A 24,789-nucleotide genomic window follows, 5' to 3' on the forward strand; every position below is an offset into this window, starting at 1 on the left:
TCGCCCGCACCCGCAGTGAGCGCCTGGCCGCGGCTATTGCTGGTGTTCCCGCCGCGGCACTCTCCGCGCTTGCCGGCGACCCGGCGCTGCGCGCGACCGACGCTACGCAGGGCCTGAGCCACGGCGCCAATCTTCTTCTGGCCTCTGAGGCTGCGACGGTGGCCCGAACGCGTGCGGCGCAGCTTCCTGCTGTGGGAAGGCTCCTGGCTGCGGGCCAGTCGGCGGCCCAGACGGTAGGCCTGGTGCTGCTGGTGGATGGGCTGGCGCGGCAGGGGCGCTGCTAAGCGCAGGCCCCATCTCTGGGCGCATGGTCTTGCCGTAGGACAGGCGGCGGTGCACCCACTCAAAGGGGCCGGGCTTGCCCGCGGCCTCGAGCGCGCAGGCGATGACAAGCGTGGCCAGCCACACGCCGGCAGCTAGTGCTGCCTGCCCAGCGGCGCTAAAGTCCGGGCCGATGTTGAGCGTGAAGGGGTAGACCAGTGCCAGGAAGAACACGGACTGGAGCACGTAGCCGGTCATGGAACGCTTGCCCAAAGCAACAAGCGGCCACAGGAACCACGGGCGTGCCCCACGGTGCTGCAGGGGCTCTAGGGCTAGCGTGGCTGCTGCCACAATGCCCGGGCCGGTGAGCATGCCGATGCAGCTATTGGCCGCGTTGAGTGCCCCGCCCAGGGACGGATCGAGGAACCCGGCGGCGCTCAGGCCCCACGGCAGGCCGATGCCGAGGATGATGGCCGCGGTAATGAGTGCCCACACCCACAGCTCCTTACGGTGACCGCCGGCCAGCGTTCCGCGGCGCGCCCACACAAACCCGACGAGCATGGCGGGCAGGACCGCGAGGCCGGTAAAGGGGATGGACGCTACCTGCGCGAGAAGCCCCAGGGCTTGCTCACCCACCAGCCACAGGTAGCTTTCCGCAGGGGAGGTGCTGCCTAGGTCGAGTCCGGAGGTATCGACGAACACAGCTGCCACGCCGAGGCCAATCCCGCTCACTACCTGGAGCCCAAAGAGCACGTAGGCCACGCGCAGGAGAACTTTGTCTGTCAGCGAGAGCAGCAGCCCGATGAGAATCCCCATGGTGCCGTAGAGCAACATGATGTCCCCCATGAACAAAAAGAGGCAGTGCAGAGCTCCGAAGAGGGCCAAGAATCCGTAGCGTTTGACTATCACGGCACGGGCGCGTGGAAGAGGGAAGCCTCGGCGCCACAGGCTCATCGCGATAAGCCCCACACCGAAGCCCAGCAACGTGGAGAACATCGGCAGGCCGCGCACGTGGACGAACATGGCGGCGAAGATGACGTAGACCTGGTCCGCGAGCGTGTCGACGCCGCCGAAGTGGGCGTCGGGCCCGGAACGGTCGGTGAGGATCCACCCGGTGGTGACATTGGCCAGTGCAATGCCCAGTAGGGCCATCCCGCGGGCGACGTCGGGGACAAGGAGGCGCGGTCTCGGAGTCTGGCGTGGCGGTTGAGGCTGGTAGGGCTGGTGGGGCGAGGTGGACATGGTCCCGAAGCTACCAGAACCAACAAACGCTGATTTATCCTTGCGGGCCCTGCACTCGTGCCTCGGCGCTGCTATCCCTGCGCGCGCTCGGCCAACGTGGGGCGGATGGGGCGCGCCAGCTGCGTCATGCGGCGCCGCCCACGCAGCTCAATGGACTTCATGAGCGTCCAGCGCGCCTGCTCCGCCTCGTTGGCGCCGCGCAGGGTGGAGGAGTTGGTGAGCACCTGGCCCGGGGTGTCCTTGGCCAGTTCGGTCAGGCGCGCGGCCTCATTGACGGCGTCACCAATCACGGTGTATTCGAAGCGGTCCGCACCGCCAATGTGGCCGGCCACCACGTGACCTGCGGCCACGCCGATGCCCGCCTGCAGCTGCAGTCCGCGCAGCTCCTGGCGCAGCTCGCGCGCAGCCTGGAGCGCCATGGAATTGGCGTCATAGACCGTGAGTGGCGCGCCAAAGACGGCTAGGGCGGCATCACCCTGGAACTTGTTAATGATGCCCTTGTTGCGGTGCACCACCTCCACGACGTGCTCGAAGAACTTGTTGAGCTCTTCGACGACTTCCTCCGGAGTGTGGTTGACGGCGAAGGTGGTGGAACCGATGACGTCGATAAACAGCACAGCCACTTTGCGGTCCTCGCCACCCAGCTCTGGGCGCTCCTCCAGGGCGCGCTGCGCTACCTCCGCGCCGACGTAGCGGCCGAAGATATCGCGCACGCGCTGGCGCTCGCGCAGGCCGCGCATCATCTCGTTGAAGCCGGCCTGCAGCACGCCGAGCTCGGAGCCGTCGTAGATATCCACCTGCACGTCGGACTCGCCGCGGCGCACGCGGTTGATGGCGTCCTGCAGCTCCTGGATGGGGTCCACCACGCTCATGATGGCGAACAGGGTGCCCATCAGCCCGGTGCCCACCGCGGTGACGGCGAGAGCGATCATGGCCGGCATGATATCGGCCGTATCCGGGCTAAACAGCCCCTCCTGCTGGCCCAGCAGGACCAGCACGATGCCCACCAATGGAATGCCGGAGGTCATCACCCACGTGTAGAGCAGGCGGTACTTAATCGGCGGCTCCAGGGTGGAATCCTCGAAGCGGCGCGCCACCGCCTCCGCGGCCACGGGGCGCACGAGGCGCTCAGCCTGCAGGTAGGTCAGCAGCACCACCAGCGCGCCGGCCAGCGTGGAGGACACACCCACCACGATTCCCAGGCATGCCGACTGTTGGCTGGCGAGGACTACGGCCAAGAGGATGCCGAGCAACCACACCAGAGCGGCCACCCCAGCCTGGTAAATGGGGATGCGCAGCACGAGGTTGCGCACCATGTTGGGGTCGTGGGCCGTGGGGTTGCGCTGCCAATCCAATACCGGCCGGAAGATGCGCAGCGTCACCGCAATGCCGATAATGACGGCGAAGAGGACGAAAAGTGAACCGTAGGTCCATAGGTGCGGGGTATCGGAGATGAACTCCGAAATCTCCGGCATAGGGAGGAAGAAGACCACGAAGGTCATAATCGCGATGGCGCCGATGATGTTGGCGCCCAAGACGAGCGCGGCGTACATCGGCCATTGGGTGCTCCACAACCAGCGGGCGCCACGCATCAGTCTGTTCATGATTAACAACTCTAGTTATCCCAGTAGGCTAGAGCGAGTGAATACCTCCAGCGTTGCCGACAGGCTTGCCAGCGCCCCCTCGGTCGCCCACACCATCCTCAGCGCCGCCCGCGCGGCGCGGGGTGAGGGGGACCCGCGCGCCATGAGCCATTCCTGGCTGTTTACCGGCCCTCCCGGCGCCGGGCGCTCCCTGGCGGCGCAGTGTTTCGCGGCCGCCCTCATGTGCACCTCCGCTGACGAGAACGGTGATCCGGGCTGCGGGCGCTGCCCGTCGTGCCGCAGCGTGCTGGAGAACCAGGAGCATACCGACCTGGTGTACGTGGACCCGCAGGAGCAGTTCATCACCGTCGGCGAGGCGCGCGAGGTCATCGGGCGCGCGGCCAGCCTGCCCAGCGTGGCTCCGTGGCGCGTGGTCATCTTCAACAAGGCGGACCGCCTTCGTAACGAGGCTGCCAACGCGCTGTTGAAAACCGTGGAGGAGCCGCCGGAGCGCACAGTCATCGTCATGGTCGCCCCCTCGGAGGACCCGGAGGATTTCTCCGCCACCCTGCGCTCGCGCTGCCGCCACCTTTATATCCCGGCGCCGAGCGTGGAGGGCGTGGTCCAGCAACTCGTCGCCGAAGGCGCTAACGAAGCCGACGCCCACCTGGCTGCGGTGAGCACCTTGCAGCACGTGGGCCGCGCGCGGCATTTGGTCCAGGACCAGGGTGCGCAGAAGCGCCGTGCTATGGCCATCAACTTGGCCGAGGACGTCTTTCACGGTTCCCAGGCCTTCCAGTCCGTCACCGCGCTGCTGAAGTTCATTGAGAAGGAAGCCAAGGATTCCCACGCCGCATCCGAAGAAGCGGAGCGCACCAAGATTGAGCAATCCTTCGGCGTCGGGGCCAAGGGCAAGGGCGCGACGAAGGCACAGCGTGACGCCCGCAGTGCCCTGAAGGACATGGAGGACCTCCACAAGAAGCGCGCTAAGCGACGCATCGCCGACGGCCTCGACATCGCCCTCGTGGATCTTGCCGGCATCTATCGCGATGCCCTCATGCTCAAAGTTGGCGCCGAGGTGGAGATGACCCATCCGGACTTCGCGGGCCTGGCCGGCGAACTTGCCCAGCGGGTCAGCGAGGACGGCCTGCTCGCCGCGCAGTCCGCTATCCGCACCTGCCGCGAGCAGCTGCCACAGAACGTCACCCCGCAGGTGGCTTTCGACGGGATGGTGGGCCGCCTACGTCTTGCGTGCGGTGCGCGCTAACCAGCGCGAGTACCGCTCGTGTACTGCGCGAGTGCTGCAGAGGGTAGCCCGATTTCTTTCTTGCCCCAGGGCTAGGCTAAACTTTTACGCGGTGCATATACACACTGCACCGTGCCGCCTTAGCTCAGTCGGTAGAGCATCTCACTCGTAATGAGAAGGTCGCGAGTTCGATTCTCGCAGGCGGCTCCACCTTAACCCCCGGCTACCTGCACTAACGGTTAGCCGGGGGTTACGTGTACCCATGCCGGAGTGCTAATAAGATCCAAATTCGATCCACATGGGCTAAAAACAGCCCGCGCGAAGTATCGTGATCTAGCACCGGACGGTGGCTAAACGGTGCTACGGCGAATGGACTATAACGGGTGCCGGAACACCAGTTGGAACGCTGCTTGGAACACCGGGTGGAATACTGCTTGGAACACCAGTCGGAACGCTGCATGGAACACCGGGTGGAACATGAGTCTCGTGCAGTCCATGCACAATGTGAAGTGAAGTCACGTGTGTGCCCTATAGGCGCGTGAGCATGGGAAATAGGCTGTTTAGTGGTGCTGTTGGGGTGCGGTGTGCAGCGGGTGCACTGGTGTGGAGAGGCGGGGTGAGGTTATAGCTGTGGCCGGGTGTTTGGCCCGTCTTCGGAGGGGTTGTGTGCTTTGCGTGTGGTGTAGTGCGCTACATAATTGACTGAAAGATCTCGCTGTTGTGCCGCCTGTGTGGCCGGTAGTGGTCCTAGCGTGGGAGTGATGGGGTAACGGGGCTCGGCGAATAAGCAGCGTGACGGTAATCGGTACTGTGATCGGCCTGCGTATCAAAGTCGCTGTGATGGTGTGCCGGGGGTAGTGGTGAGACCTCGGCCGTATGTGTCTTTAGGTCCTGGGGCTGGGTCCTAAGGTTGCGTTTCGGTGTCGTGTGCTGGGCCTCGGCTTTGTTCTTTTTGAGCTTGGCATCGCGACAAGGAACATAATTTAAGTGCCCGACTGAAAGGCTTAGGGTGAGGTGCAAAGAAGAAGATTTTGGTTCGGAACTTTAGAAGAACACCCGTCATTTGGTTGTGTGTAATGGACCGGAAAACTATCCGTTAGCCATTAGTCTTGAAAGAGTCTCCGACGAACGAAAGAGAAAGTTTAACCTACATGACAACTCCAGATGTTGCTAAGCCCTTGACCCATTGAGGGAGATCCCCGCGTCGTTGAGCGCTGCCCGCCCGGCGGGAGTGAGACGCACGGCCCGGGTACGACCCCTGCGGGAAAGCCATTCCTTATCCAGCAGAGTCTTGCAGATTCCCGTGCCGAGAGGGCCGGCGAGGTGGAAGCGGCGTTCGGTGGAGTCCATGCACGACCTGCCCGTGTCGAGCATCTTCGGGGGCACACCCCACTGTATGAACAAGCGATGACCTTGATTAGTGACCTGACAGTGCGAGTCGATGAACTCGTGCTCTTCCAGTTGTTCAGCCAGGCGCACCCCGAGCTTACCGGCGAGGTGCTGATAACAGGTGCGGCCTTCACGTAGGTTCGCATTCGCCCGTGACGCGCTGAGGCTGTGAGGAGTGGGCAGGGGCGAGCGGGCGACCACGCCAAGGCTCTCGACCACTCGTGCGATGTCTTCCCCGGCCAGGCGAATGTAGCGGTGCCGGCCCTGCCGAATGTCGTGGACGAGACCGTGGGTGACGAGCACGTCAACATGCTCGCTCGCCGTCGACCGGGCCAGGCCCGCGTACCTCCCCAGTTCACCAACCGTCCAGGCCCGCCCGTCCATGAGCGCAGCACACATGGCCGCCCGCGACGAGTCAGCCAGAGCCGACGCGACTGTCGAGATATCCGGGACCGCTTCAGGAAACACGCGCGCAACCATGCCTCCAGTATGTACCCGGAACTGTTCGGTGACGACCGAACAATCGCAGACGTAGTCTGAACTCACCAGATTCATTGCATCAGGAGACGAAGGGAGCGATCGCGATGAACGGGGACCGCCAACGGCTACGCGGGCACTACGATGAGGACTTCTACTGGGAACGCGTTGACCGCAACCTGGGTTGGCTCGGCGACACCACCGAGGAACAGCGTGAACGCCAAGCACGGTTGCGCGATGCCGTGATCGGCATCGTCGGCACCGGGGACATCGGCGGTGCCGCAGCCGCCCGCCTGGTGCGCATGGGCGCACTCAACCTGAAACTGGCCGATCCCGACCACTTCGACCTGACTAACGTGCAACGCCAGTACGGCGCCGGGCGAGACACGATCGGCCGCAACAAGGCCGAAGTCGTCGCCCAGCAACTCCTCGCGCTCACCGGGGGAGAGACGGCCAGGGAGATCCGGGACATGCACTTCGCCGCGTCCTGGCGCCTGTTCGATCTGGTGCTGCCGACACTGCTGGACCGGTCCTACCGGACCTGGGATCAAGACCTGAGCAAGCGCACCTACTTCGGCCACCCGCCCGCCGAGGCTTCGCTGGAGTCTCGCGTATGACCGCGCATCGGCGCACGGCGCTGGTCGCGACCCTCCTCGGTTTCTTCATCGTCATGCTCGATACGACCATCGTCAATGTCGCCCTCGCCGAGATCGGCACTGACCTCGACACGACGGTGGGCTCACTGCAGTGGGTCGTCGACGCTTACACCCTCGTGTTCGCCGCGTTCCTTCTCACAGCTGGGGCCGCATGCGACCGTCTCGGGGCCCGCAGGGTCTACCTCGCTGGCCTGGTGGTCTTTGCTGTGCTCTCGGCCGTGTGCGCCCTCGCTCCCACAGGCGGGTTCCTCGTCGCTGGTCGCGCCGTCCAGGGCGTGGGCGCGGCAGCGATCGTGCCGGGCTCTCTGGCATTGCTGTCGGCTGTGTACGACGATCCGAAGGAACGAGCACGCGCCATCGGGCTGTGGGGCGGCGCAGGAGGTGTTGCCGCCGCGATCGGACCGGTCCTGGGCGGAGCGCTGGTGTCGACGATCGGGTGGCGGGCGGTGTTCTGGGTCAACCTCCCCATCGTCGCTATCGGCTGTCTGCTCACCTTGTGGGCAATTCCCGCGCTCACGGGCAGTCACGCGAGACGGGTGGACCTACCCGGACAGGTGCTCTCCGCGCTCACGCTGGTGGCAGTAACCTATGCAGTCATCACCGCAGGCGAACACGGATGGTCACCCTGGCAGGTAGCCGTGCTGATCGCCGGGGGCGTCTTCCTCGCCCTGTTCATCATCGCAGAGCGACGACACCCGGACCCGATGCTGCCGATGGCCTTGTTCACTCGTGCCCGGTTCTCCGTGGCCGCAATGGTAGGGCTCGCGCTCAACATCAGCTTCTTCGGACAACTCTTCGTGCTTTCCCTCTTCTTCCAGCAGTACCTGGGATACGAGCCGTGGCTGGCAGGCCTCGCGCTGGCACCACAGGCGTGCAGCGCCGTGATCGCGTCACCGCTGGGCGGCCGTGCCGTCGCCCGGTGGGGCGCGTTCCCCACCATGCTCACCGGCCTGGTAGTCGGCACGATCGGCTTCAGCAGCCTCGTGCTGCTCACCGCAGAAACCCCTTACGTGGTGGTCGCGGTGTTGACCTTCACGGCTGGATTCGGGATGGCCTTCGCGATGCCGGCCGCGACCTCGGCCGCAGTGGCCTCGGCCCCGCCGGAACATGTCGGCATTGCAGGAGGAGTCATCAATGCCGCCCGCCAGACCGGCAGCGTCGTCGGCGTCGCAGTCCTCGGCGAAATGGTCGCCAGTGGAGCGTTCCTCACAGGTTTCCACACAGCCGTCGCGGTCGCCGGTGGAGTCTTCGGTGCCGCAGCGCTCGTAGTTGCTGCCACCATCATCAGTCACCTACAGGAGCCAGTTACACCTGAAGTTTAGAATCATTGTGTGATGAAGCACATCGGAGGAGGTCGAAGAAGCCGCCAGTCGAACGCGTACTGTGCTCCGAAACTGGTAAACGCGAATACGAGCACTATAATGACGCCGTGCATGTAGCACTGAAACGGTCGCGACGGGCAGGGCCGCTGCGGATCTACGAATGCCCTCGTGCGGGTCGTGGCACCTAACCAAGCGCCCTGACTGGGGCAAACCACCGGCGAACTAATGACTACGGGTCTGTCTCGGCGAGGAACGCTCCGGAGAGCGTCTTTCCTGGACGCTCCAGGAGTTTCGTTCTCATGCATAGGCAGCCGAGGCGCGCTGCAAGGCTTGTAGCCCTGAGGCCAGTCGCCTAGGGCTTTGTACAACGTGAGGGCCAAGGCTGTGCGGTCTCTCGCATCGAGTTTCCGCAGGAGGGCCGAAACAAGGTTCTTGACGGTTCCTTTGTTGTTCGTCGGCATCAACCCGAGCCTGTGGACCGCCGCTACCGGCGCGCACTTCGCCCGCCCGGGTAACCGCTTCTATCCGGCCCTTTTCCGAGCTGGGTTGACTGCCCACCAGTTCGATGCCTCGGGCGGCTACGCGGACGCCGACTTTGACGAGCTGCAAGAACGTGGCATCGGCGTGTCCAACCTCGTTCCGCGCGCCACCGCCCGCGCCGATGAGCTAACCACCGACGAGCTGCGCCAGGCCCCGGCACGCCTGGACGATATCGTTAGCAAACACCACCCGAAGGTCGTGGCCGTGCTGGGAATTACCGCTTACCGCAAGGCCTTTAGCCTGCCCAAGGCGGCCATCGGGGAGCAGGACTCGCCGTGGGAGGGCACCCGCCTGTTTGTGCTCGACAACCCCAGCGGACTCAACGCCCACGCCAGCGTCGCGGACCATGCGGCCGGGTACCGGAAGGTGGCCAAGGCCGCGGGCATCGCGATTTAATCCCGCGCAGAGCCGGAGACTGTGACCTGGCGATCATTGATGCGCAAGGTGCTGTCAGCGGCAGCAATAACTGCGGCATCGTGCGTGGCGGCCAGAACGAGTGCGCCCCCGTCCGCAGCTCGCCGCAGGAGCGCGATAACTTGGTCGCGGTTAGTGGGGTCGAGGGAGGCGGTCGGCTCGTCAGCGAACACATAAGCCGCGCCGCGGAGCAGGGCTCGGGCGATCGCCAGCCGCTGCTGCTCGCCTCCGCTGAGAATAGCTGCCGGCCCGTCGAAGGGGACATCAAGACCGACTTCGCCGAGGGAGTGCAGCAATTCTTCTTTGGAGTATTGCTTCCTGGATAGCCCGAGGGTGAGGTTATCTTCGCAGCTTAGTTCGGGAATGATTCCGTGGTCTTGGTGGATTATCGCTGCGCGTTCTCGCCAGAACCTCCGCCTCCGCTTCATCCTCCACGCGGAGGCATTCTCACCGTCTATCCGGAGGAGGCCGTCCGCCGGCGGCAGGAGCCCGGCCAAGGTGTTGAGCAGCAAAGTCTTTCCGGAACCGCTGGCTCCACAGATGGCGACAAAGCCTGGCCCGGGTAGGGAAAACGTTGCATTTTCCACGAGGGACTTCTTCACCATCCGCGTGCTGCGCCCCACAGAAAAAGTCGACTCCGCGGCGAGACAGAGATGAGAGGTGGAAATCTCCGGCGGCAGAGTGGGGGACTGATTGGGGCTAGCCAATGACATTGTGACTCCTAGGGGAGGCGGACATGTGCTGAGAAATACTGAGACGGACAAAACCGAGGTAGACGATTAAGACAAGGCAGCTTAGCGCGGTGAAGGTGTAGAGGAACGGGTTGGGAAGCAGTAGCGGAGCCAGGACGGACAAAATGACGACAACAGTCAGGCTGACCAGTTGGCTTTTGAATAGTCGCCACATCGTTTTGTCCGGTGATTGCCCAGCGCTGTGGAGGAGTACCAGGAGGCGACGGTGAACTCGGAGCTGGATGCGCGCCTGGACTATCAAGGCCGCAAGCGTGGCGAGCAAAGCTCCGAGGACGCTCAGGATACTCAGCCAGAACAGCGCCGTGCTGGCTACTAGTTCGGCCAGACCGCGATCGGCGGCGCGTACCGGGTACACGTAGCCTTCGAGGCCGGCAGCGGTAAGTTCTGGACCCAGTTCCGAGAAATCCGCGAAGAGCAAATTTTTACTCGAAGCTGTGGAGCTTAGGAAGTCTGCGTCGAAGCCGGATAGATCGTCCGTTTCAAGCACGTAAAAACAATCGCCGGGAACCAGTTCCCCCGACATTGTTCCACTAATGAATCCGACCGCATGATCGGCACTGACCGGACCAATTTGCGCAGATTTAAGGAGCAGGTCGCCGGATTCCTGAGCCCACAGATCCACGGAAGCTGCGAAATGCTCTTGGGCTGCGGAATAGTCGACCGAGTGGTTGTCGTCTCCGGGACGGAACTGATAATCCTGCAGATCGTGCCATTGGCGGTTGGCAAGTGCCACGGGGCAGGAGTCCGGCACACCGGTAGCTTCTTTCGGCAAAGTATGGCTGAGGACAGCCCCGTGCTCCCGTTCCCAGCTGAGCGCGAAGTCGCGGAAGTTCTGCTGCACACTGGGCGGCAAGAGCTCGCCTTCTTCCACGCGGCCAGCAGGGCCGTCGAAGTTGGCTGAAAAATGCAAGGCTCCAAACTCCGCGAGAGATTTCCAGGTCTGTTGGGCCTCGGATTCCTGCTGGTAGGAGCGGAGCGCAGCCGCTGAGCTAAGACCCGCTGCTACAAAGGTCACGCAGGTAAAGACCGAAATTACTTTCAGCGCTTTTCCCGCCGCCTTCTCTGCGGGGGCACGCTGCCCCAGCAGCGCTACTGCGCGGCGCAACAATGGGGCGGTGACGGCTACGGCCAAACCGGTGGTAGCCAGGGCCAAGCCTATCCCGGCGGCGTAGAACCTGAGGAACAGGAAGGCAAAAGAATAGCTCCCTTGGCGGGCGAGGAATGTACTCGCAAGGCCAATGAGAACTAGGTGCGGGAGGATGACAAAGGTCCATTGCCGCCAATTGCCTTTTTGACTGCGGTGCCCGCCATTTATTGTGCGCAGCGCTGCCAATCTAAGACCGGAAACCCGAAGAACAAATACCAGGGCAAAAAGGGAAACGACAAATAGAAACAGGATCGCCACCAACGCGGGCAGGCGGAATACGACCGATTGGATGAGGTGAAGGAACTGCGTCTTTTCGCTTAGCCTGAGCCCGTCATTCCTGGCCGATTCGTAGAAGTGGTTCGCATTGCCACCCGTTGCTTTGGGAACCAAGACGTAGTCACCGTGGTAATCCAGCGACCCAAGCTCACTGGCCGCTTGGCTCAAGGCATCCGGCCGGTTGAGCCGGGGAATGCGTTCCGGTGCTGGATAATTTTGCTCCAGCGGGATGAAAACCTCGTGGGAAGTCCCGCTTGCGTCATCGGTGCCAGTCAGCCGGTAGATGGAGTAGCCGTTCTGCTCGGCCAATGAAACCAGTGAGTTACGGATTACCGTCGGTGCGTAGTCTGACTCAAGTTCCTCCGCGAGTGAAGTCTTAGGCTCGACATAGTCAAGACTAAAGGTTGATTCGACCCCTAAGGACAAGGGCTTGGTGGAGTCAACCAGGGCTGTCAGCAGCCACCCAGTAGTCGCGATGACTGCAGCAAGAAGTAGGCTCAAAAGCCCAAGTACTAGGGGTCGAATGCGCATGAGTTCTAGCAGAAGTTGTAGTAGTAGCTGTCCTTAGTGCCCGGCAAATTCGTTGCCCAAAGCTCGGCGATCGACTTCTGGCCGCCGCGGGTGTTGATGCTTCGTTGCGTTCTGCCGTCGACGGTCACAGTCGAAGTATGGCACCGATTCACGGTGAAATAAGAACGCGCCTTAGCGTCCCAGAATCCGTACTCCCAGGTACCGCCACCTGCAGGGTAGCGAACTTTCCGGCCGACAGATGCCCAGTAGGTTGTGAAGGCTGGTGCTGCCTCGCCGAGTAGCTCGGCCATCACACCGGAAGCAAAGCCTCCCTTGGCGCCGTGGTCTTGGAATTCTTCTGCGGAAGCAACGGCTGAGTTAGATACGGAAACGCTCAGAGGAGAGGCAATCAGCAGCGCTGCAAACTGCCGAGTGCGCTTTTTGGGGGGCATAACAGTCTCCCTTGAGAGAGGAAATGAGGCGGGATTGCCTCAAAAGGGAGACTACCCTAAGTGAATATAAACGGGAATAGAACCAGTTTTCTAAATTTATTGGTACTTTTCACGGGCCTTAGGCTCGGGAGGGCGGTGGTTGTCCTTGGTCCGCTATGTCTTGGATTCACCCCACTCGGTCAAGCGGATGTGCAACGTATTAAAGCTCAATCGCTCCTCGTTCTACAAATGGGTTAACACCCGCGAAAATCGCAGGTTAAAGATATGCTCTGATGCTCTTATTGGTACAAGAATCAAGACCATCTTCGATGATGAGCACGGGCTTTATGGTGCTAAACGCATCGCTGCAAGCCTCAACGACGATATGGACTTCGGCCCGATAAATCACAAGAAGGTTGCACGCATCATGAAATCCATGGGGCTAAAAGGCTTTACCAAACGGCGTCGATGCATCACCACTAGGCGCAAGCCTGGTCACCGAGTCATGCCAGATCTAGTAGGCCGCAAATTCACCGCTGACAGGCCGAACCACGTCTATGTAGGCGACATCACCTACCTGCCCTGCAAGGGCGGCAAGAACATGTACCTTGCCACAGTCATCGATGTCTACTCGCGCAAGCTCGTTGGTCATGCGCTAGCCGATCACATGCGGGTATCTCTGGTTATCGAAGCTTTGTCTCATGCCAGCAAAGTCCGCGGAAACCTTACTGGGGCAATTTTCCATTCTGATCATGGCAGTGTGTACACCTCACAGGCATTTAGGGACCACTGCGCCCAACTTGGTGTGCGCCAATCCATGGGAGCGGTGGGAACGAGTGCCGATAATGCCCTGGCAGAATCGTTTAACGCCACCTTAAAACGTGAAGTCTTGCGTGATCGGAAAGTCTTTGACAATCCAATCAGCTGTCGCCAAGAAGTCTTCCGGTGGTGCATGCGCTACAACACGCGCAGACGGCACTCCTGGTGCAACCTTCTAGCCCCCGATACCTTTGAAGCACTCACATCAGCTACACTGACCCAAGCAGCATAGCTAACCCCCGACGTATCTACTTTCCGGGGGTCAGGCCCTTGTCCCTTAAGCCTAAGTCTCAAAGCAAAACGCCAACCCTCGGAGCAAAGGAATTCTCAGGCCGAAGCCCTACTCCCATTCGGGAACCCAGCTTTATCCTTGTCGGGTTGACGCAGTGCCCGCAAGAATAGTTGGGCGCGAGGCCTTCTACAACACAAATCTTCCCGGTGTGCTCAAAATGGCTTCAAAATACCAGGTAAACACGCGCAAGAATTTTGGGAAAATCCCCCGGTAATCTTGCGTCACTAGCCAGCGTCTGCGGACATATACAGGTTTCGCACTCGCTGCTTATTGCTGCTTGCGCCGGTAATACACCTGCCGGCGCACATGGGCGACGACATCGCCTTCCTCATCAAGGATGTCCACGTCGAACCAATGCAGGTATTTCTCGCCGTGGGCCGTCTTTTCTTCGATGAGCGCGTAGGTCTCCTCGGGAATGCGCATATCGGCGGTGACCGTGCCGCGGCCGGGCTTGAGGTACTTAATCTCACCAGCGGCATCCCAGATGCGGTACTCCTTGCCCAAGCGGTGCATGGAAGCGAGCATAAAGAACGGATCCGTCATGGCGGAGAGCGTGCCGCCGAAGGCCACGCCCATGGCATTCTTGGTCAGCATGTTTGGCGTATGGCTGACGACGACGCGGGTGCCATCATCAGCGAATTCCTTGATCTTTATGCCGGCGCCCAAGAAGGGTGGCCAGAATCCCATGAAGCGCTTGAGCTGGCGGGCAGAAAAGTGGGCCAAGAGGAAATCTCCAGTTGATTGGTGGGGAAGGTGGGCTAAATGGCGTCTACTCTACTGGGGCGGAATGAGGCGTGTGCGCTCGTTGATTCTTATCCAGCGGCGCTGGTCGGGCGGTGAGATGTCGCGCGCTGTCTACAGGAAAAAGTAGTGCTAGCGCTAGTGCCTTTTACTCGCGCGAAGAACACAATGTTGTGCATGAAAAAGCTGGTAATTGGTGCCGTGTCTGTGGCGGCCGTGATGGTGGTGGCGTTTGTCGGGTTTGTGGGATTCATGCAGTGGGTAGACGCAGACAGCGTGACCGGTGATGACGGCGTGGCTGCCGGATACAGCGCTGAGACAGGTGGCCCGCTGGAAGCATCGTTTGCGGGCGAGGGTCCACACGAGGTCGACGTGCGGCGTGACGGCGACGTGACCGTTGCGGCGCCGACTGGTACGGGACCGTTTCCGGCGGTGGTCATGGCCAATGGCACGAATACGCCGTTGAGCAGCTACCTGCCCGTGGCGGAGCACTTGGCTAGTTGGGGCTTTGTGGTCGTCGGTGATGAGACTCCCCATACCGGAACAGGGGAGAATGTCGTTCTCTTAATTGAGCGATTGCCAGAGCTGGATCCCCGAGTGGATCGATCACGGGTCGGCATTTTCGGGCACTCCCAGGGCGGTGCGGGCGCCATCAACGCTGCGGCCCACGTGGAGGTAGCAGCTGTGTATGCGGCGAGCCCGGCGTCCCACAAGGTGGCGCGGTCCAATGGATGGGACTACAACACCGCCGACGTAGAATCGCCGCTTTTCCTGATGACGAGTGATGGCCGTTCGGACCGCTTGTTTGTTAGCCCGTGGAAAGACCTGCAGGAGAACTATGAATCAGCTGGTGGTCCGGCAGTCATTGCTCGTCGCCTGGGTGCGGACCACAAGGACGTTTTAGAGTTCGGGGACGGTTATGCTACCGCGTGGTTCCGCTTCATCCTCGCTGATGATCCTGACGCCCGAGACGTGTTCCGCGGCGCGGGGACGGCGGACGCTGGTGAGTTAGAGAGCAACGCGCGCTGGGACCGCGTGGGCTACAGCGGCTGGTAGCACTTAATACGCCACGCAGTTACAGCCAGCCGCGCTCGGTGGCGATGGTATAGGCCTCGAAGCGATTTTCCGCTCCAGTCTTTGTCATGGCGGAGGATATGTAATTGCGGGTTGTACCGGGGGCAAGATGCGCAGCTTCCGCGATGGCCTCGATGGAGCGGCCACGCCCGGCCAAGGCTAGGACCTCTGCTTCGCGCTCGGTGAGTGGTGAGTCCCCGGCAGCGATGGTTGCGGCCGCCAGGTCGTGGTCTACGTGGCGCTTTCCGGCGTGCGCTGCGCGGATGGCGGCGGCGAAGTCTTCTGCAGAGGCGGTCTTTGGCAGAATTCCCAGGACCCCGGCTGCGAGGGCGCGTTTGACCACAGCGGGGCGTGCGTGGCTGGTGACGACAACGACGCGGGCGGCGATGTGCTCTGCCACAGCAATACCGTCGAGTTCATCATCGTTGTCGCGTGTGTGGCTGAGCTGGAGGTCGGTCACGACGACGTCGGGAAGCGCAGCGGCATTCTTCCACCATCTCAGAAAGCCCGCAGCGGAGTAGGCGACGTGGACGACATCAATGTCCTCTTCGAGCCCAATCAGTGTGGCGAGAGAATTGGCAACGAGAGTTTCGTCATCCAGCAAAGCAACCGTGATCATGCATCCACCTTAAGTGAGACCGTGAAGGTCTCCGAGTTCTGTTCCACAACGAGGTAAGCGCCGTGTGCGGCTGCGCGGCGTCGCAGGCCCTCCAGGCCCGTGCCCGGCCGAGCGGAGGATTGTGGTTGGTTGTTGGACACAGTAACCCCCGTGGGGGCCACAGTGATGGTGACCCGTGTGGCCTGGGAGTGCCGCAGAACGTTTGTGGCTGCCTCGCGGAGGAACCACGCGGCGGTGTCACGCAGCTCAGACGGGATGTCCTCGCCGGAGCCCTGGACGGTGACGTCCGCGCCTGCGGCAGTGAGCACGGTCTGTGCGTTGGTCAGCTCGGCACCGAGGTTCGGTGTGCGGTAGGTGTTGACCACGTGACGCATATCGGAGGCAGCGGTCTGGGTGAGCTGATACAGCTCAGCGAGTTCCTGATGAACGCGGGGATCGTCGCGCGCGGCGAGCGCTTGGGCGAGCTGCGTCTTGATAGTCAGCGCAGCGAGATGCTGGCCCATGGTGTCGTGCAGGTCCTGGGAGAGCCGAAGCCGTTCCTCGGCGGCAGATAACTGTGATTCCAGGCGACGCGAACGCTCGGTTTCAATCATGGCGCGCGAAAACCACGTGGTGAGGAATACTGCTCCGGAAAACAGCACCCCGTACGTGAGCACGTACCCAGCGGTGCCGAAGGAGAGAAGAGCTGAGGCTGCCCCGGCGGTGACAACGAGGGAGACCACCGTGAGCAAGAAGCCGTGAGGGAGGAAAGGCAAGTAGGCGGTGAGCAGGGTGCAATAGAGTATTCCGGCAGCCAGCAGTGTGACTGTTTGCCAGGACCGCGGTCCGATGCTGAGTGCGAGGGCACATGCAGCCAGCGCGCCACCATGACCGATAAGCCCCCATCGCATCCACCAAGAACCGCGGGGATGCGGCGTGAGGCGAAGCTGTCGGTTCGTGTGCAGTGCACCGGAACCGGCGGCACAGGAGACCACAGCGACAGCTGCCGCTATCCACAACGCGCCGACGCCGATCCCTGCCCGGGACAGAAACAGCGAGATGAGTGCGAGCGCCGCGAGCCAGGGCAGGCCGATGAGTGACCATCTGTTGACCGCCAAGAACTTGGAGGAGGGTTCCATCCTCCGCCAGCCAAGGCCAGTGGTGCGGCTATGAGTGGATATCGCAGGTGCCATAGTGGTGTCTCAGTCTAATGAGCGCTCTTAGCGGTGAGTGTCCCAGCGCATGTATTTGTGCGCTGCCCACACCAAAGCCACCGTCCACGCGGCGAGCTTAATCAGGTCAGTGGATGAGTCTGCGAAGACGGAGGCGAAGGAACCGTCCCCAATCCAGCCAGCGCGCACAATGTCGACCGCTAGGGCAAAAGGCGAGGACTGCGAAAGCATAAGCAGCATCAGCACCGGCATCGAGGTGATCGGAGCATTCTCGGCGTTGGCCGTAAAGCTGCTGGTCAGTATCGCTACCGCATGGGAGCACACTATTCCGAGCACCATCGCCAGCGCCATGAGCAGCGCGTTGACAGGCCACACGTGCGGAACGGGTGGGTCGAGCGGTAGGAACATGGACAAGGTGGACAGCCCTGCCACCATGAGAATGGACAGCAGCAGCATGGTCGCGGCCAGCGGAAGGGCAATGGCGGTGAGGATCTCCCAATCGCGAGCTTCACCGGTGCGCAGTCGTTTGAGCACCTCCTCGTCGCGTCGGGTCACCGTCATCGACAGCGCCGGATAGAAGATGCCAAAGCCCAGCGCCAAAAGAACGAAAATCTCCGATGCTGAATCCGTGGAGCCTATGGATTGATCGCCGACGAGCCACACAAAGAGAGGCAGGGCCGCTGGGAAGAGCAATGCCGTGATGACGAGTAGTGGGTTCCGGGTGAACTGCCGCATTTCGGCGCGACTTAAGGCGCGCAAGCGCCGTAGCGAGGATGCTTTCGGAGCCGCAGTCTCCGAGTGCGCTGTGGGGTGTGCAGTCTGTGAGGATGTTGAGGATGTCATTGAGTTCTTCCTTTTCGGTGTGAGCTAGCTAGTGGCAATGGAGTGGAATACCTGCTCGAGGCGGGCAGGCCGCGCGGTGAAGTTATTCAGCGTTATTCCGTGGTCGTGCGCCCACGTCAGCAGCGCGTGTGTGTCCTTCTGAAGATGTGAGGTGGTGATAGTGACCGCGTCATCGGCGCGGTGAATGGTGGTGCCGGGAAGCTGGGGCACCGGTGCCGATGGGGGAGACGGTGAGAACGCAATTTCGGAGGTGGCAGTCGATGCCAGCTCTGACATGGTGCCTTCCACGTTGATACGGCCCTGGTGCATAATCGCGATGCGATCGCAGAGTTCTTCCGCCTCTTCCAAGTAGTGCGTGGTCAGAACGATGGTCACGCCCGCAGCTTTGAGGCGGCGCAGCAGGTCCCATACGTGGCGTCGCGACTCCGGATCCAGGCCAGTCGTGGGCTCGTCAAGGAAGAGGATCTGCGGGTTACCCACCAGTGCGCAGGCAAGATCCAGCCGCCTCTTTTCGCCACCGGATAAGGCCCCGACGGTGACGTCGCGGCGGTGGTCTAGGTGGACGTCGCCAAGCACAGCGTTACTCGGTGCAGGCGCTGAGCACGTCCCCGCCCACATCGTGAGCGTTTCCTGTACGGTGAGCGCCTGTGGCAGCCCGCCCGACTGCAGCATGATGCCGGTGTGGGGGCGCACCGTGGCGCGCTCGGTCACGGGGTTGTGTCCCAGCACACGCACGGTACCGGCCGATGGTGCGGCAAGACCCTCCATAACTTCCAGCGTGGAGGTCTTGCCCGCGCCATTCGTGCCCAAAAGCCCGAAGGCTTCTCCGCGTGCAACGCACAGGCTTATCCCGTTCACCGCGGTGAAGTCACCGTAGCGCCGGTAGAGGTCATGTATGTCGATAGCTGATTCTGCTGTGTTCATGACCTTAATTTTTCCGTTGGGCAACGCCTGCTGGTAGAGGCATATGTCAGCGATGGACATGACAAAAGTCATCGCCCTTCACACACGGCTCAGAAGGCATCACAGTTCACAAGCGAGCCGCATCCTGATAAGTTTCAAATGAATTATCAACCGGGCTGAGTCATGCCAGCCCTGTATACAGAATCGAATGAGTCATGCAGACTAAGGCAACTAAGATGCGCGGCCACGTGGAAGGCCTCTTCGTTGACGAAAACTTCGAGCTGCGCGCTGGGAGCATCACGTTTGGGGACAATATTGAGGGCTTAGTGCTTGGCGACGTCTCAGCGGCCGAGCGCGCCTGGCGCGCCGGCGACCCGGAGGTGCTGCTGTGGGTGCCCGGTTTCGTAGACCTGCACAACCACGGCGGCAACGGCGGGGGATTTCCCAACGGTAACTATGAGCAGTGCCTGGCCGCCGCCCGCTTCCACCGTGCGCACGGCACGACGACGCTGCTGGCCAGCTTGGTTTCCGGTACCCAAGATGAGCTGTGCGCACGGACAGAGCTGCTCGCGCAGCTGGCCGAGGAAGGCGAGATTGCCGGCATCCATATGGAGGGCCCCTTCATCGCGGCGGCCAAGTGCGGTGCACAGGACCCTTCGCGCATCGTGCCGGGCGACCCGGACTTCTTCCGCGCGGTCATAGCCGCGGCCCGCGGCCACCTGCGTTCGATTACCTTTGCGCCGGAGACGGAGAACGTCGACAAGCTGCTCGAAGTCTGCGCAGAGCACAACATCGTCGCCAGCCTGGGCCACACCGAGGCCGATTATGACACCACGTTGGGCGTCATTGCCCAGGCCAAGGAGCTAGGCGTCACCGTGACCGGAACGCACCTCTTCAATGCCATGCCCGCCATCCACCACCGCGCGCCGGGCACGGTGGCCGCCCTGCTCACCGCGGCGAAGGCTGGCGACGCGTCCGTCGAGCTCATCGCCGATGGCGTGCACCTCGTCGACGGCACCGTCGACATGGCCCATAGCCACCGCGCCTTCGCGGTGACGGATGCCATGGCGGCGGCTGGCATGGCGGACGGTGACTATGAGCTGGGCTCCCTTCCCGTCACCGTGAGCGGGGGAGTGGCCCGCGTGGCTAGCGGTGCCATCGCCGGCGGCACCTCCACCCTGGCTCAGCAGTTTCAGCGTTTTGCCGCCCGCCATTGCCTGGGCGAGGCCGTGCGTTTTACCTCCACCACCGCGGCCAGGGTGCTGGGGCAGGAGAACCTGGGACGCATCGCGCCGGGTGCGCGCGCCCACCTCGTGGGCCTCAACGCACAGCTGGAGCCGGTGCGTGTCATCGTCGACGGCGCGGACATCCCACTTTCTTAGACACACAGGAAGGCATCTCATGGAAATCCTCATCCGCCCCACGCCGGCCGAAGTGGCCGTGGAGGCCGCTGACATCTTCGCGCACTACGCCAACGCCGGCGCCACACTGGGCCTGGCCACGGGGTCGACCCCGGTAGCAATGTACAAGGAGCTCATTACGCGCCATGAGCGCGGCGAGGTGAGCTTTGCCCGCAGCCGCGCATTCCTGCTTGATGAATACATCGGGCTGGACCGCTCACACGAGCAGGCCTACTATTCCACCATCCGCCGCGAATTTACCAGCCACGTGGATTTCGACGATGACCTGGTAAAAAGCCCCGCTGGTGACTGCGATGACCCCGCCACCGCCGCGGCCACCTATGACAAGGCCATCCGTGATGCCGGCGGCGTAGACATCCAGCTGCTGGGCATCGGGGCCAACGGGCACGTCGGCTTCAACGAGCCGTCGAGCTCCCTGCAATCACGCACCCGCATCAAGACTCTGCACCCGCAAACCGTGCAGGACAATGCCCGCTTCTTCGACAACGAAGATGAAGTCCCGCGCCACGTGCTAACCCAAGGATTGGGCACCATCAGCGAGGCCCGCCACCTACTCTTGTTGGCCACCGGCAGCAACAAGGCTAGCGCGGTCCACGCCATGGTGGAGGGCCCGCTCTCCGCGCACTGCCCAGCGTCGATCCTGCAGTGGCACCAGCGCGCCACGGTGATCATTGATGAAGCCGCCGCCTCCCAGTTGGAGGACCGCGAGTACTACGTTTTCGCGGACAAGCACCGTCCGCACCGCCCACTCTTCTTCTAAAAACTCCATCTCATTCCTTACTAGTGTGAAAGGACTCCTCGCATGAAAGTCGATGTCATGGGGCCGCTGCAGCGGCTCGGAAAAGCCCTCATGGGTGCTGTGGCGGTGCTGCCCGTCGCGGCGATCCTCAGTGGTGTTGGATACTGGATCTCCAGCGCGGCTGGCCCGGATAATCTCGCCGCCCAGCTACTGATCAGCTCCGGCGACGCGGTGCTGTCCAACCTGGGCTGGATCTTCGCCATCGCCATTGCCTTCGGCCTGGCCAAGGATTCCAACGGTGCCGCGGCACTCTCTGGTTTCCTGGCCTTCGCCACGTTTATGAAATTGCTCGGCCCGGAGGCCGTGGCCGGCTACCGCGGCATCGAAGACCCCACCGCGCTGACCGGCGATGAGGCCCTGGAATGGGCCTCGGAGGGCTGGAATGCCGTGGGCGGCGGCAACGTCCTCTTCGGCATCCTCGCCGGCGTCATGGCGGCCTGGGTATATAACCGCTTCCACGGCACCAAGCTGCCGGACTTTTTGGCCTTCTTCTCAGGACGGCGCCTCGTGCCGATTCTTACCGCCGTCATCGCTATGGTGATTTCCGGCATCCTCTACTTCGTGTGGCCGTTCATCTACAACGCGCTCTTTAACTTCGGCACCTCCATCCAGGGATTGGGTGCGGCGGGCGCCGGCATCTACGGCGTGGCCAACCGTCTGCTCATCCCGACCGGCCTGCACCATGCTCTGAACTCCGTCTTCTGGTTCGATGTCATCGGTATCAATGACATCGGCAACTTCCAGGCCGGCCAGAAGACCATCGAGGCAGCCGCGGCCGCCACCTCCGCCGCTGATTGCCCGGGTATGTGGGCCAACGGTCAGTGCACAGTCGAGGGCGTCGTCGGCCGCTACCAGGCGGGCTTCTTCCCAGTCATGATGTTCGGCCTGCCGGGCGCGGCACTGGCCATGTACCTGCGTGCGGACAAGAAGAAGCGCAAGGTCGTCGGCTCGCTCATGGCCGCAGGTGCTTTGGCCTCCTTCTTCACTGGCGTGACCGAGCCACTGGAGTTCTCCTTCATGTTCGTCGCCCCGCTGCTCTACGTGGTGCACGCGTTGCTTATGGGCCTGTCCGTCTTCATCGCTTCCGCCATGGAGTGGACTGCCGGCTTCGGCTTCTCTGCCGGTTTCGTGGACATGCTGCTCTCCTCCCAGAACCCGCTGGCTAATAAGTGGTACATGCTGCTGGTCATGGGTGTGGGCTTCTTCGCCCTATACTTCGTCATCTTCTACTTCCTCATCGGCTGGCTCAACCTCAAGACCCCGGGCCGCGGTGAGGACGATGCGGTAGCAGACCCCATGGAGGATTCCGCCGCCGGCGATGACAAGACTGCTCGTGATGCCGCGCGTATCATCGAGGGTCTCGGCGGCAAGGACAACATTGACTCACTGGACTACTGCACCACGCGCCTGCGCGTGGGGGTGAAAGAGCGCGCGCTTGTTCGCGACGCCCTGATCAAACGCGCCGCCGTCTCCGGTGTTATCCACCCCTCGGAGAAGAGTGTCCAGGTCATCGTGGGCCCGGCCGTGCAATTCATGTATGACGAGGTCAGCCACCAGCTGCGCCACGGCTCCCCGGCCCTGGCCACGACTGGTGCAGCGAGCGCGGCTGGAGCCGCGGGGGTCGCAGCCAGCGTGCCGGCCAGCGCCGGTGCCGCGTCCGCTCAGAGCGTCAGCGGTGAGACGGACGTTGACGTGCGTGTCCCGTTCGCCGGAGACGTCGTCGAGCTCTCCCAGGTCCCGGATGCGTCCTTTGCGCAGGGCATGGTGGGCGAAGGCTTCGCCGTGATGCCTGATGCCGTCGATGCCTTCGACGTCTGCGCCCCGGTAGACGGCACCATCACCATGATCTTCAAGACCCGCCACGCCTTCGGCATGAAGACTGCAGATGGGCTGGACTTGCTCATTCACATCGGCATCGACACCGTGGAGCTCAAGGGCGAAGGTTTCACCGCCCTGGCCAAGAAGGGCGATACCGTCACTGCCGGCACGCCGATCATCGCGGTCGAGGCGCAGAAGCTGCGCGAGCGCGGTGTCAACCTCATCACCCCGGTCGTGTGCCCCACCGCGAAGCAGGTGCGCGCAGTGGAGGTAGCGCGCGAGGGCCGCGCCGAGCTGGGCCAGGTCGCGGCCACCGTCGAGCGCAGCTAGCTGTTGCCGCGCAGCAGGCGCGGCACCACCTTGCCCGTGGCGTTGCGCGGCAGCTTGTCTAGGAAGTGCACGTCGCGCGGCACGGAGTGATCGGCGAGGTTGTCGCGGACCCAGGCCCGGATGGTGTCGGCAGTCACGGCGTTGCCCAGAGCATCGCGGGTGGTCACGGCCCACACGGCGATGCGCTGGAAGGTGGTGGCGTCGTCCACGCCGCCGGCGTGCACCTCCGCGATGCCCGGCATGGCCTCGAGTACCTCCGTCACCGATTGCGGGTGCACGTTTTCGCCGCCGACGATGATCATGTCGTCCGCGCGGCCCACCACGTGGAGGAAGCCGCGTTCGTCGATGTAGCCCAAGTCCCCGATGGAGATGAGCCCGTCCACCTTGTGCAGCGGGATCTGCGGGTTGGTGTAGCCGATGAGCGCGGTGGAGTTGGTCAGGTAAATCTCGCCCACCTCACCGCGTGGGACCTCGTGGCCGTCCTCGTCCAGAATGCGCAGCTTGGTGCCCGTGGCAATCTTGCCGCCGATGGTGGGGTCCTTGGCCACCTCCGCCATGCCGGCCGTGGAGGCCAGCGCCAGCTCCGTGGAGCCGTACACGTTGCACAGGATGGGCCCGAAGCGCTCGTTGGTCTCCTTGACAATCTCCGGGGTCAGGGCGTGACCAGCGGAGGCGATGAACTTCAGGCTCGCGGTGTCATAGCGCGAGTCGGGGTCTGCCGCGACCATCTGGCGGAAGAACACAGGCGAGGACAACAGGCCGTCCAACTGGTAGCGCTGGATGTCATCGAGCGCTGCCTGCGGGTCAAAGACGCGCCGAGTGACGATGGTGTTGCGCAGGCCCAGGGCAATGTTGATGCAGGCCCAGCCCCACGTGTGGAACATCGAGGCGGTCATCTGCACGCGCTGGTTCGCGCGCCAGGGCACGGTATCCACGATGGAGGCCAGCACCACCGGCAGCGTGGGCTCCGGGCGCAGGATGCCCTTGGGGATGCCGGTGGTGCCGGAGGACATGAGCACGATGTTGCCGTGGCGGGGCCAGGCGGGCAGCTGCTGTTGGGCCACGTCCTGCGGGGCCCGCACGATCTGGCCCAGCGTGCTGATCTGGGTGGCGAACTCCGGGAGGGTAGTGCGGTCCGTGCTTGACTCGTGGCCGATGACCACGGTGAGGTCCTCCGGGAGCTGGCCGGAGGGGCTCAGGCGATCAATAAATTCATCGTCGATGACGAGCACGTTGATCCGGTTCTCCGCAATGCACCCGGCCAGCTGCTCAGGGGAGGAGCCGACGTTGAGAAGGAAGATGTGCGCGCCCGCGTAGCCCTTGGCGGCCAGCGGGGTAATGATGCCGCGGCCGTTGCGGGCCATGACGCCCAGGCGGATGTCTTCCAGGCCTAAGGAGAGTAGCCAGCGTGCGAAGGTCTGGGAGTCTTCGCGCAGCTGACGGTAGGTGAGGGTCCCGTCGTCGTCGATAAGCGCCAGGCGTTCCGGGCACGTCAGGTAGGCCTGCTCCACCTCGCGGGCGGTGGTGAAACGGTAGCGTGCGAGCACCGGCAGGCCGGTCGCCAGCGCGCGGGGCCCGCCGTCGGCGCTGATGAGTCCGGCGCGGAAGATCGACGGTACAAAGTGCGCGAGGGCGCCGGCGTGGAAGGCAATATCGGAGAATTTCATATCGGTCTTGGGGTAGGTAAGCAGCAATTTGTTACGCGTGTTGCTATTGTTACATAAGCTGTGTCG

Annotated in this window: 20 protein-coding genes, 1 tRNA gene and 1 pseudogene; 10 read left to right on the plus strand and 12 right to left on the minus strand. The window is 62.7% G+C overall.

What is annotated here, in order from left to right:
* Positions 1 to 102: 102 nt before the first annotated feature.
* Both ACLI1P_RS01315 and ACLI1P_RS01320 read right to left on the minus strand, forming a co-directional pair.
* Positions 103 to 1,503: a DUF418 domain-containing protein gene (locus tag ACLI1P_RS01315; protein WP_411709226.1), complete on the minus strand. Its 1,401-nt coding sequence runs from the start codon at positions 1,501 to 1,503 to the stop codon at positions 103 to 105.
* Between the two features lie 71 nt (positions 1,504 to 1,574).
* Positions 1,575 to 3,107 carry an adenylate/guanylate cyclase domain-containing protein gene (locus tag ACLI1P_RS01320; protein WP_411709227.1) on the minus strand — a complete coding sequence of 511 codons (1,533 nt, stop codon included), beginning with the start codon at positions 3,105 to 3,107 and terminating at the stop codon, positions 1,575 to 1,577.
* Here ACLI1P_RS01320 and ACLI1P_RS01325 point away from each other — a divergent pair.
* Both ACLI1P_RS01325 and ACLI1P_RS01330 read left to right on the plus strand, forming a co-directional pair.
* Positions 3,106 to 4,353 (plus strand): DNA polymerase III subunit delta', encoded by a 1,248-nt coding sequence (locus tag ACLI1P_RS01325; RefSeq protein ID WP_411709228.1) that lies wholly within the window; start codon positions 3,106 to 3,108, stop codon positions 4,351 to 4,353. The genes ACLI1P_RS01320 and ACLI1P_RS01325 overlap by 2 nt on opposite strands.
* Positions 4,354 to 4,466: 113 nt before the next feature.
* Positions 4,467 to 4,542, plus strand: a tRNA-Thr gene (locus ACLI1P_RS01330).
* A gap of 960 nt (positions 4,543 to 5,502) precedes the next feature.
* On the opposite strand, the gene ACLI1P_RS01335 is transcribed toward ACLI1P_RS01330, so the two are convergent.
* On the minus strand, positions 5,503 to 6,276 hold the full coding sequence (locus ACLI1P_RS01335; RefSeq protein ID WP_411709229.1) for an ArsR/SmtB family transcription factor: 774 nt from the start codon (positions 6,274 to 6,276) through the stop codon (positions 5,503 to 5,505).
* A gap of 29 nt (positions 6,277 to 6,305) precedes the next feature.
* Here ACLI1P_RS01335 and ACLI1P_RS01340 point away from each other — a divergent pair, with 29 nt between their 5' ends.
* From ACLI1P_RS01340 to ACLI1P_RS01350, 3 genes are all read left to right on the plus strand, one after another.
* A complete protein-coding gene (locus ACLI1P_RS01340) occupies positions 6,306 to 6,815 on the plus strand; it encodes a HesA/MoeB/ThiF family protein (RefSeq protein ID WP_411709230.1) in 510 nt (169 codons plus the stop codon).
* Positions 6,812 to 8,176 (plus strand): MFS transporter, encoded by a 1,365-nt coding sequence (locus ACLI1P_RS01345; protein WP_411709231.1) that lies wholly within the window; start codon positions 6,812 to 6,814, stop codon positions 8,174 to 8,176. Before ACLI1P_RS01340 ends, ACLI1P_RS01345 begins: the two co-directional genes overlap by 4 nt.
* 432 nt (positions 8,177 to 8,608) lie before the next feature.
* The gene (locus ACLI1P_RS01350) at positions 8,609 to 9,112 is read left to right on the plus strand and encodes a mismatch-specific DNA-glycosylase (RefSeq protein WP_257157845.1); all 504 of its coding nucleotides are present in this window, start codon (positions 8,609 to 8,611) and stop codon (positions 9,110 to 9,112) included.
* On the opposite strand, the gene ACLI1P_RS01355 is transcribed toward ACLI1P_RS01350, so the two are convergent.
* Genes ACLI1P_RS01355 through ACLI1P_RS01365 form a run of 3 tightly spaced genes read right to left on the minus strand, consistent with a single transcriptional unit; the run spans position 9,109 to position 12,267 of the window.
* Positions 9,109 to 9,843 (minus strand): ATP-binding cassette domain-containing protein, encoded by a 735-nt coding sequence (locus ACLI1P_RS01355; RefSeq protein ID WP_016456434.1) that lies wholly within the window; start codon positions 9,841 to 9,843, stop codon positions 9,109 to 9,111. The two genes, ACLI1P_RS01350 and ACLI1P_RS01355, sit on opposite strands and share 4 nt — an antisense overlap.
* A complete protein-coding gene (locus ACLI1P_RS01360; protein WP_411709232.1) occupies positions 9,830 to 11,836 on the minus strand; it encodes a hypothetical protein in 2,007 nt (668 codons plus the stop codon). Before ACLI1P_RS01360 ends, ACLI1P_RS01355 begins: the two co-directional genes overlap by 14 nt.
* Positions 11,837 to 11,841: 5 nt before the next feature.
* Positions 11,842 to 12,267 (minus strand): lactococcin 972 family bacteriocin, encoded by a 426-nt coding sequence (locus ACLI1P_RS01365; protein ID WP_257157848.1) that lies wholly within the window; start codon positions 12,265 to 12,267, stop codon positions 11,842 to 11,844.
* 151 nt (positions 12,268 to 12,418) lie between these two features.
* Between ACLI1P_RS01365 and ACLI1P_RS01370 the strand changes: the two are divergent.
* Positions 12,419 to 13,297, plus strand: a pseudogene (locus tag ACLI1P_RS01370) (IS3 family transposase); the annotation flags it as partial.
* Positions 13,298 to 13,624: 327 nt separating this feature from the next.
* On the opposite strand, the gene ACLI1P_RS01375 reads toward ACLI1P_RS01370, so the two are convergent.
* Positions 13,625 to 14,080 (minus strand): DUF4442 domain-containing protein, encoded by a 456-nt coding sequence (locus ACLI1P_RS01375; protein WP_257157849.1) that lies wholly within the window; start codon positions 14,078 to 14,080, stop codon positions 13,625 to 13,627.
* Between the two features lie 195 nt (positions 14,081 to 14,275).
* Here ACLI1P_RS01375 and ACLI1P_RS01380 point away from each other — a divergent pair, with 195 nt between their 5' ends.
* Positions 14,276 to 15,154 carry a hypothetical protein gene (locus tag ACLI1P_RS01380; protein ID WP_411709233.1) on the plus strand — a complete coding sequence of 293 codons (879 nt, stop codon included), beginning with the start codon at positions 14,276 to 14,278 and terminating at the stop codon, positions 15,152 to 15,154.
* Between the two features lie 19 nt (positions 15,155 to 15,173).
* On the opposite strand, the gene ACLI1P_RS01385 is transcribed toward ACLI1P_RS01380, so the two are convergent.
* The 4 genes from ACLI1P_RS01385 to ACLI1P_RS01400 all read right to left on the minus strand — a co-directional run bounded on the left by ACLI1P_RS01385 (position 15,174) and on the right by ACLI1P_RS01400 (position 18,709).
* Positions 15,174 to 15,791 carry a response regulator transcription factor gene (locus ACLI1P_RS01385; protein WP_408929972.1) on the minus strand — a complete coding sequence of 206 codons (618 nt, stop codon included), beginning with the start codon at positions 15,789 to 15,791 and terminating at the stop codon, positions 15,174 to 15,176.
* Entirely contained in the window at positions 15,788 to 16,909 is a 1,122-nt protein-coding gene (locus ACLI1P_RS01390; RefSeq protein WP_411709234.1) for a sensor histidine kinase, read from the minus strand. Before ACLI1P_RS01390 ends, ACLI1P_RS01385 begins: the two co-directional genes overlap by 4 nt.
* A gap of 81 nt (positions 16,910 to 16,990) precedes the next feature.
* Positions 16,991 to 17,785, minus strand: coding sequence for an ABC transporter permease (locus ACLI1P_RS01395; RefSeq protein WP_408929974.1), 795 nt, complete (start codon positions 17,783 to 17,785; stop codon positions 16,991 to 16,993).
* Positions 17,786 to 17,809: 24 nt separating this feature from the next.
* Positions 17,810 to 18,709 (minus strand): ABC transporter ATP-binding protein, encoded by a 900-nt coding sequence (locus ACLI1P_RS01400; RefSeq protein ID WP_408929975.1) that lies wholly within the window; start codon positions 18,707 to 18,709, stop codon positions 17,810 to 17,812.
* A gap of 194 nt (positions 18,710 to 18,903) precedes the next feature.
* On the opposite strand from ACLI1P_RS01400, the gene ACLI1P_RS01405 reads away from it, so the two are divergent.
* Genes ACLI1P_RS01405 through nagE form a run of 3 tightly spaced genes read left to right on the plus strand, consistent with a single transcriptional unit; the run spans position 18,904 to position 23,056 of the window.
* A complete protein-coding gene (locus tag ACLI1P_RS01405; protein ID WP_411709235.1) occupies positions 18,904 to 20,070 on the plus strand; it encodes an N-acetylglucosamine-6-phosphate deacetylase in 1,167 nt (388 codons plus the stop codon).
* A 19-nt stretch (positions 20,071 to 20,089) separates the two neighbouring features.
* Complete coding sequence (gene nagB, locus ACLI1P_RS01410) at positions 20,090 to 20,869, plus strand: glucosamine-6-phosphate deaminase (protein WP_411709236.1); 780 nt, start codon at positions 20,090 to 20,092, stop codon at positions 20,867 to 20,869.
* 42 nt (positions 20,870 to 20,911) lie between these two features.
* Positions 20,912 to 23,056, plus strand: coding sequence for an N-acetylglucosamine-specific PTS transporter subunit IIBC (gene nagE / locus ACLI1P_RS01415; RefSeq protein WP_411709237.1), 2,145 nt, complete (start codon positions 20,912 to 20,914; stop codon positions 23,054 to 23,056).
* On the opposite strand, the gene ACLI1P_RS01420 is transcribed toward nagE, so the two are convergent.
* The gene (locus ACLI1P_RS01420) at positions 23,053 to 24,723 is read right to left on the minus strand and encodes an AMP-binding protein (protein ID WP_411709238.1); all 1,671 of its coding nucleotides are present in this window, start codon (positions 24,721 to 24,723) and stop codon (positions 23,053 to 23,055) included. The genes nagE and ACLI1P_RS01420 overlap by 4 nt on opposite strands.
* Between the last annotated feature and the right edge of the window lie 66 nt (positions 24,724 to 24,789).

It is taken from the genome of Corynebacterium tardum (assembly GCF_046717785.1).
Taxonomy (GTDB): domain Bacteria; phylum Actinomycetota; class Actinomycetes; order Mycobacteriales; family Mycobacteriaceae; genus Corynebacterium.

What these genes read in the sequence shown, in the direction of transcription:
- ACLI1P_RS01390 (WP_411709234.1), bottom strand. Translation starts at nt 16,909, where the DNA reads ATGGAACCCTCCTCCAAGTTCTTGGCGGTCAACAGATGGTCACTCATC.
- ACLI1P_RS01320 (WP_411709227.1), bottom strand. Translation starts at nt 3,107, where the DNA reads ATGAACAGACTGATGCGTGGCGCCCGCTGGTTGTGGAGCACCCAATGG.
- ACLI1P_RS01385 (WP_408929972.1), bottom strand. Translation starts at nt 15,791, where the DNA reads ATGATCACGGTTGCTTTGCTGGATGACGAAACTCTCGTTGCCAATTCT.
- ACLI1P_RS01400 (WP_408929975.1), bottom strand. Translation starts at nt 18,709, where the DNA reads ATGAACACAGCAGAATCAGCTATCGACATACATGACCTCTACCGGCGC.
- ACLI1P_RS01380 (WP_411709233.1), top strand. Translation starts at nt 14,276, where the DNA reads ATGAAAAAGCTGGTAATTGGTGCCGTGTCTGTGGCGGCCGTGATGGTG.
- ACLI1P_RS01340 (WP_411709230.1), top strand. Translation starts at nt 6,306, where the DNA reads ATGAACGGGGACCGCCAACGGCTACGCGGGCACTACGATGAGGACTTC.
- ACLI1P_RS01315 (WP_411709226.1), bottom strand. Translation starts at nt 1,503, where the DNA reads ATGTCCACCTCGCCCCACCAGCCCTACCAGCCTCAACCGCCACGCCAG.
- ACLI1P_RS01345 (WP_411709231.1), top strand. Translation starts at nt 6,812, where the DNA reads ATGACCGCGCATCGGCGCACGGCGCTGGTCGCGACCCTCCTCGGTTTC.
- ACLI1P_RS01395 (WP_408929974.1), bottom strand. Translation starts at nt 17,785, where the DNA reads ATGACATCCTCAACATCCTCACAGACTGCACACCCCACAGCGCACTCG.
- ACLI1P_RS01365 (WP_257157848.1), bottom strand. Translation starts at nt 12,267, where the DNA reads ATGCCCCCCAAAAAGCGCACTCGGCAGTTTGCAGCGCTGCTGATTGCC.
- ACLI1P_RS01420 (WP_411709238.1), bottom strand. Translation starts at nt 24,723, where the DNA reads ATGAAATTCTCCGATATTGCCTTCCACGCCGGCGCCCTCGCGCACTTT.
- nagE (WP_411709237.1), top strand. Translation starts at nt 20,912, where the DNA reads ATGAAAGTCGATGTCATGGGGCCGCTGCAGCGGCTCGGAAAAGCCCTC.
- ACLI1P_RS01405 (WP_411709235.1), top strand. Translation starts at nt 18,904, where the DNA reads ATGCAGACTAAGGCAACTAAGATGCGCGGCCACGTGGAAGGCCTCTTC.
- ACLI1P_RS01335 (WP_411709229.1), bottom strand. Translation starts at nt 6,276, where the DNA reads ATGAATCTGGTGAGTTCAGACTACGTCTGCGATTGTTCGGTCGTCACC.
- nagB (WP_411709236.1), top strand. Translation starts at nt 20,090, where the DNA reads ATGGAAATCCTCATCCGCCCCACGCCGGCCGAAGTGGCCGTGGAGGCC.
- ACLI1P_RS01360 (WP_411709232.1), bottom strand. Translation starts at nt 11,836, where the DNA reads ATGCGCATTCGACCCCTAGTACTTGGGCTTTTGAGCCTACTTCTTGCT.
- ACLI1P_RS01355 (WP_016456434.1), bottom strand. Translation starts at nt 9,843, where the DNA reads ATGTCATTGGCTAGCCCCAATCAGTCCCCCACTCTGCCGCCGGAGATT.
- ACLI1P_RS01325 (WP_411709228.1), top strand. Translation starts at nt 3,106, where the DNA reads ATGATTAACAACTCTAGTTATCCCAGTAGGCTAGAGCGAGTGAATACC.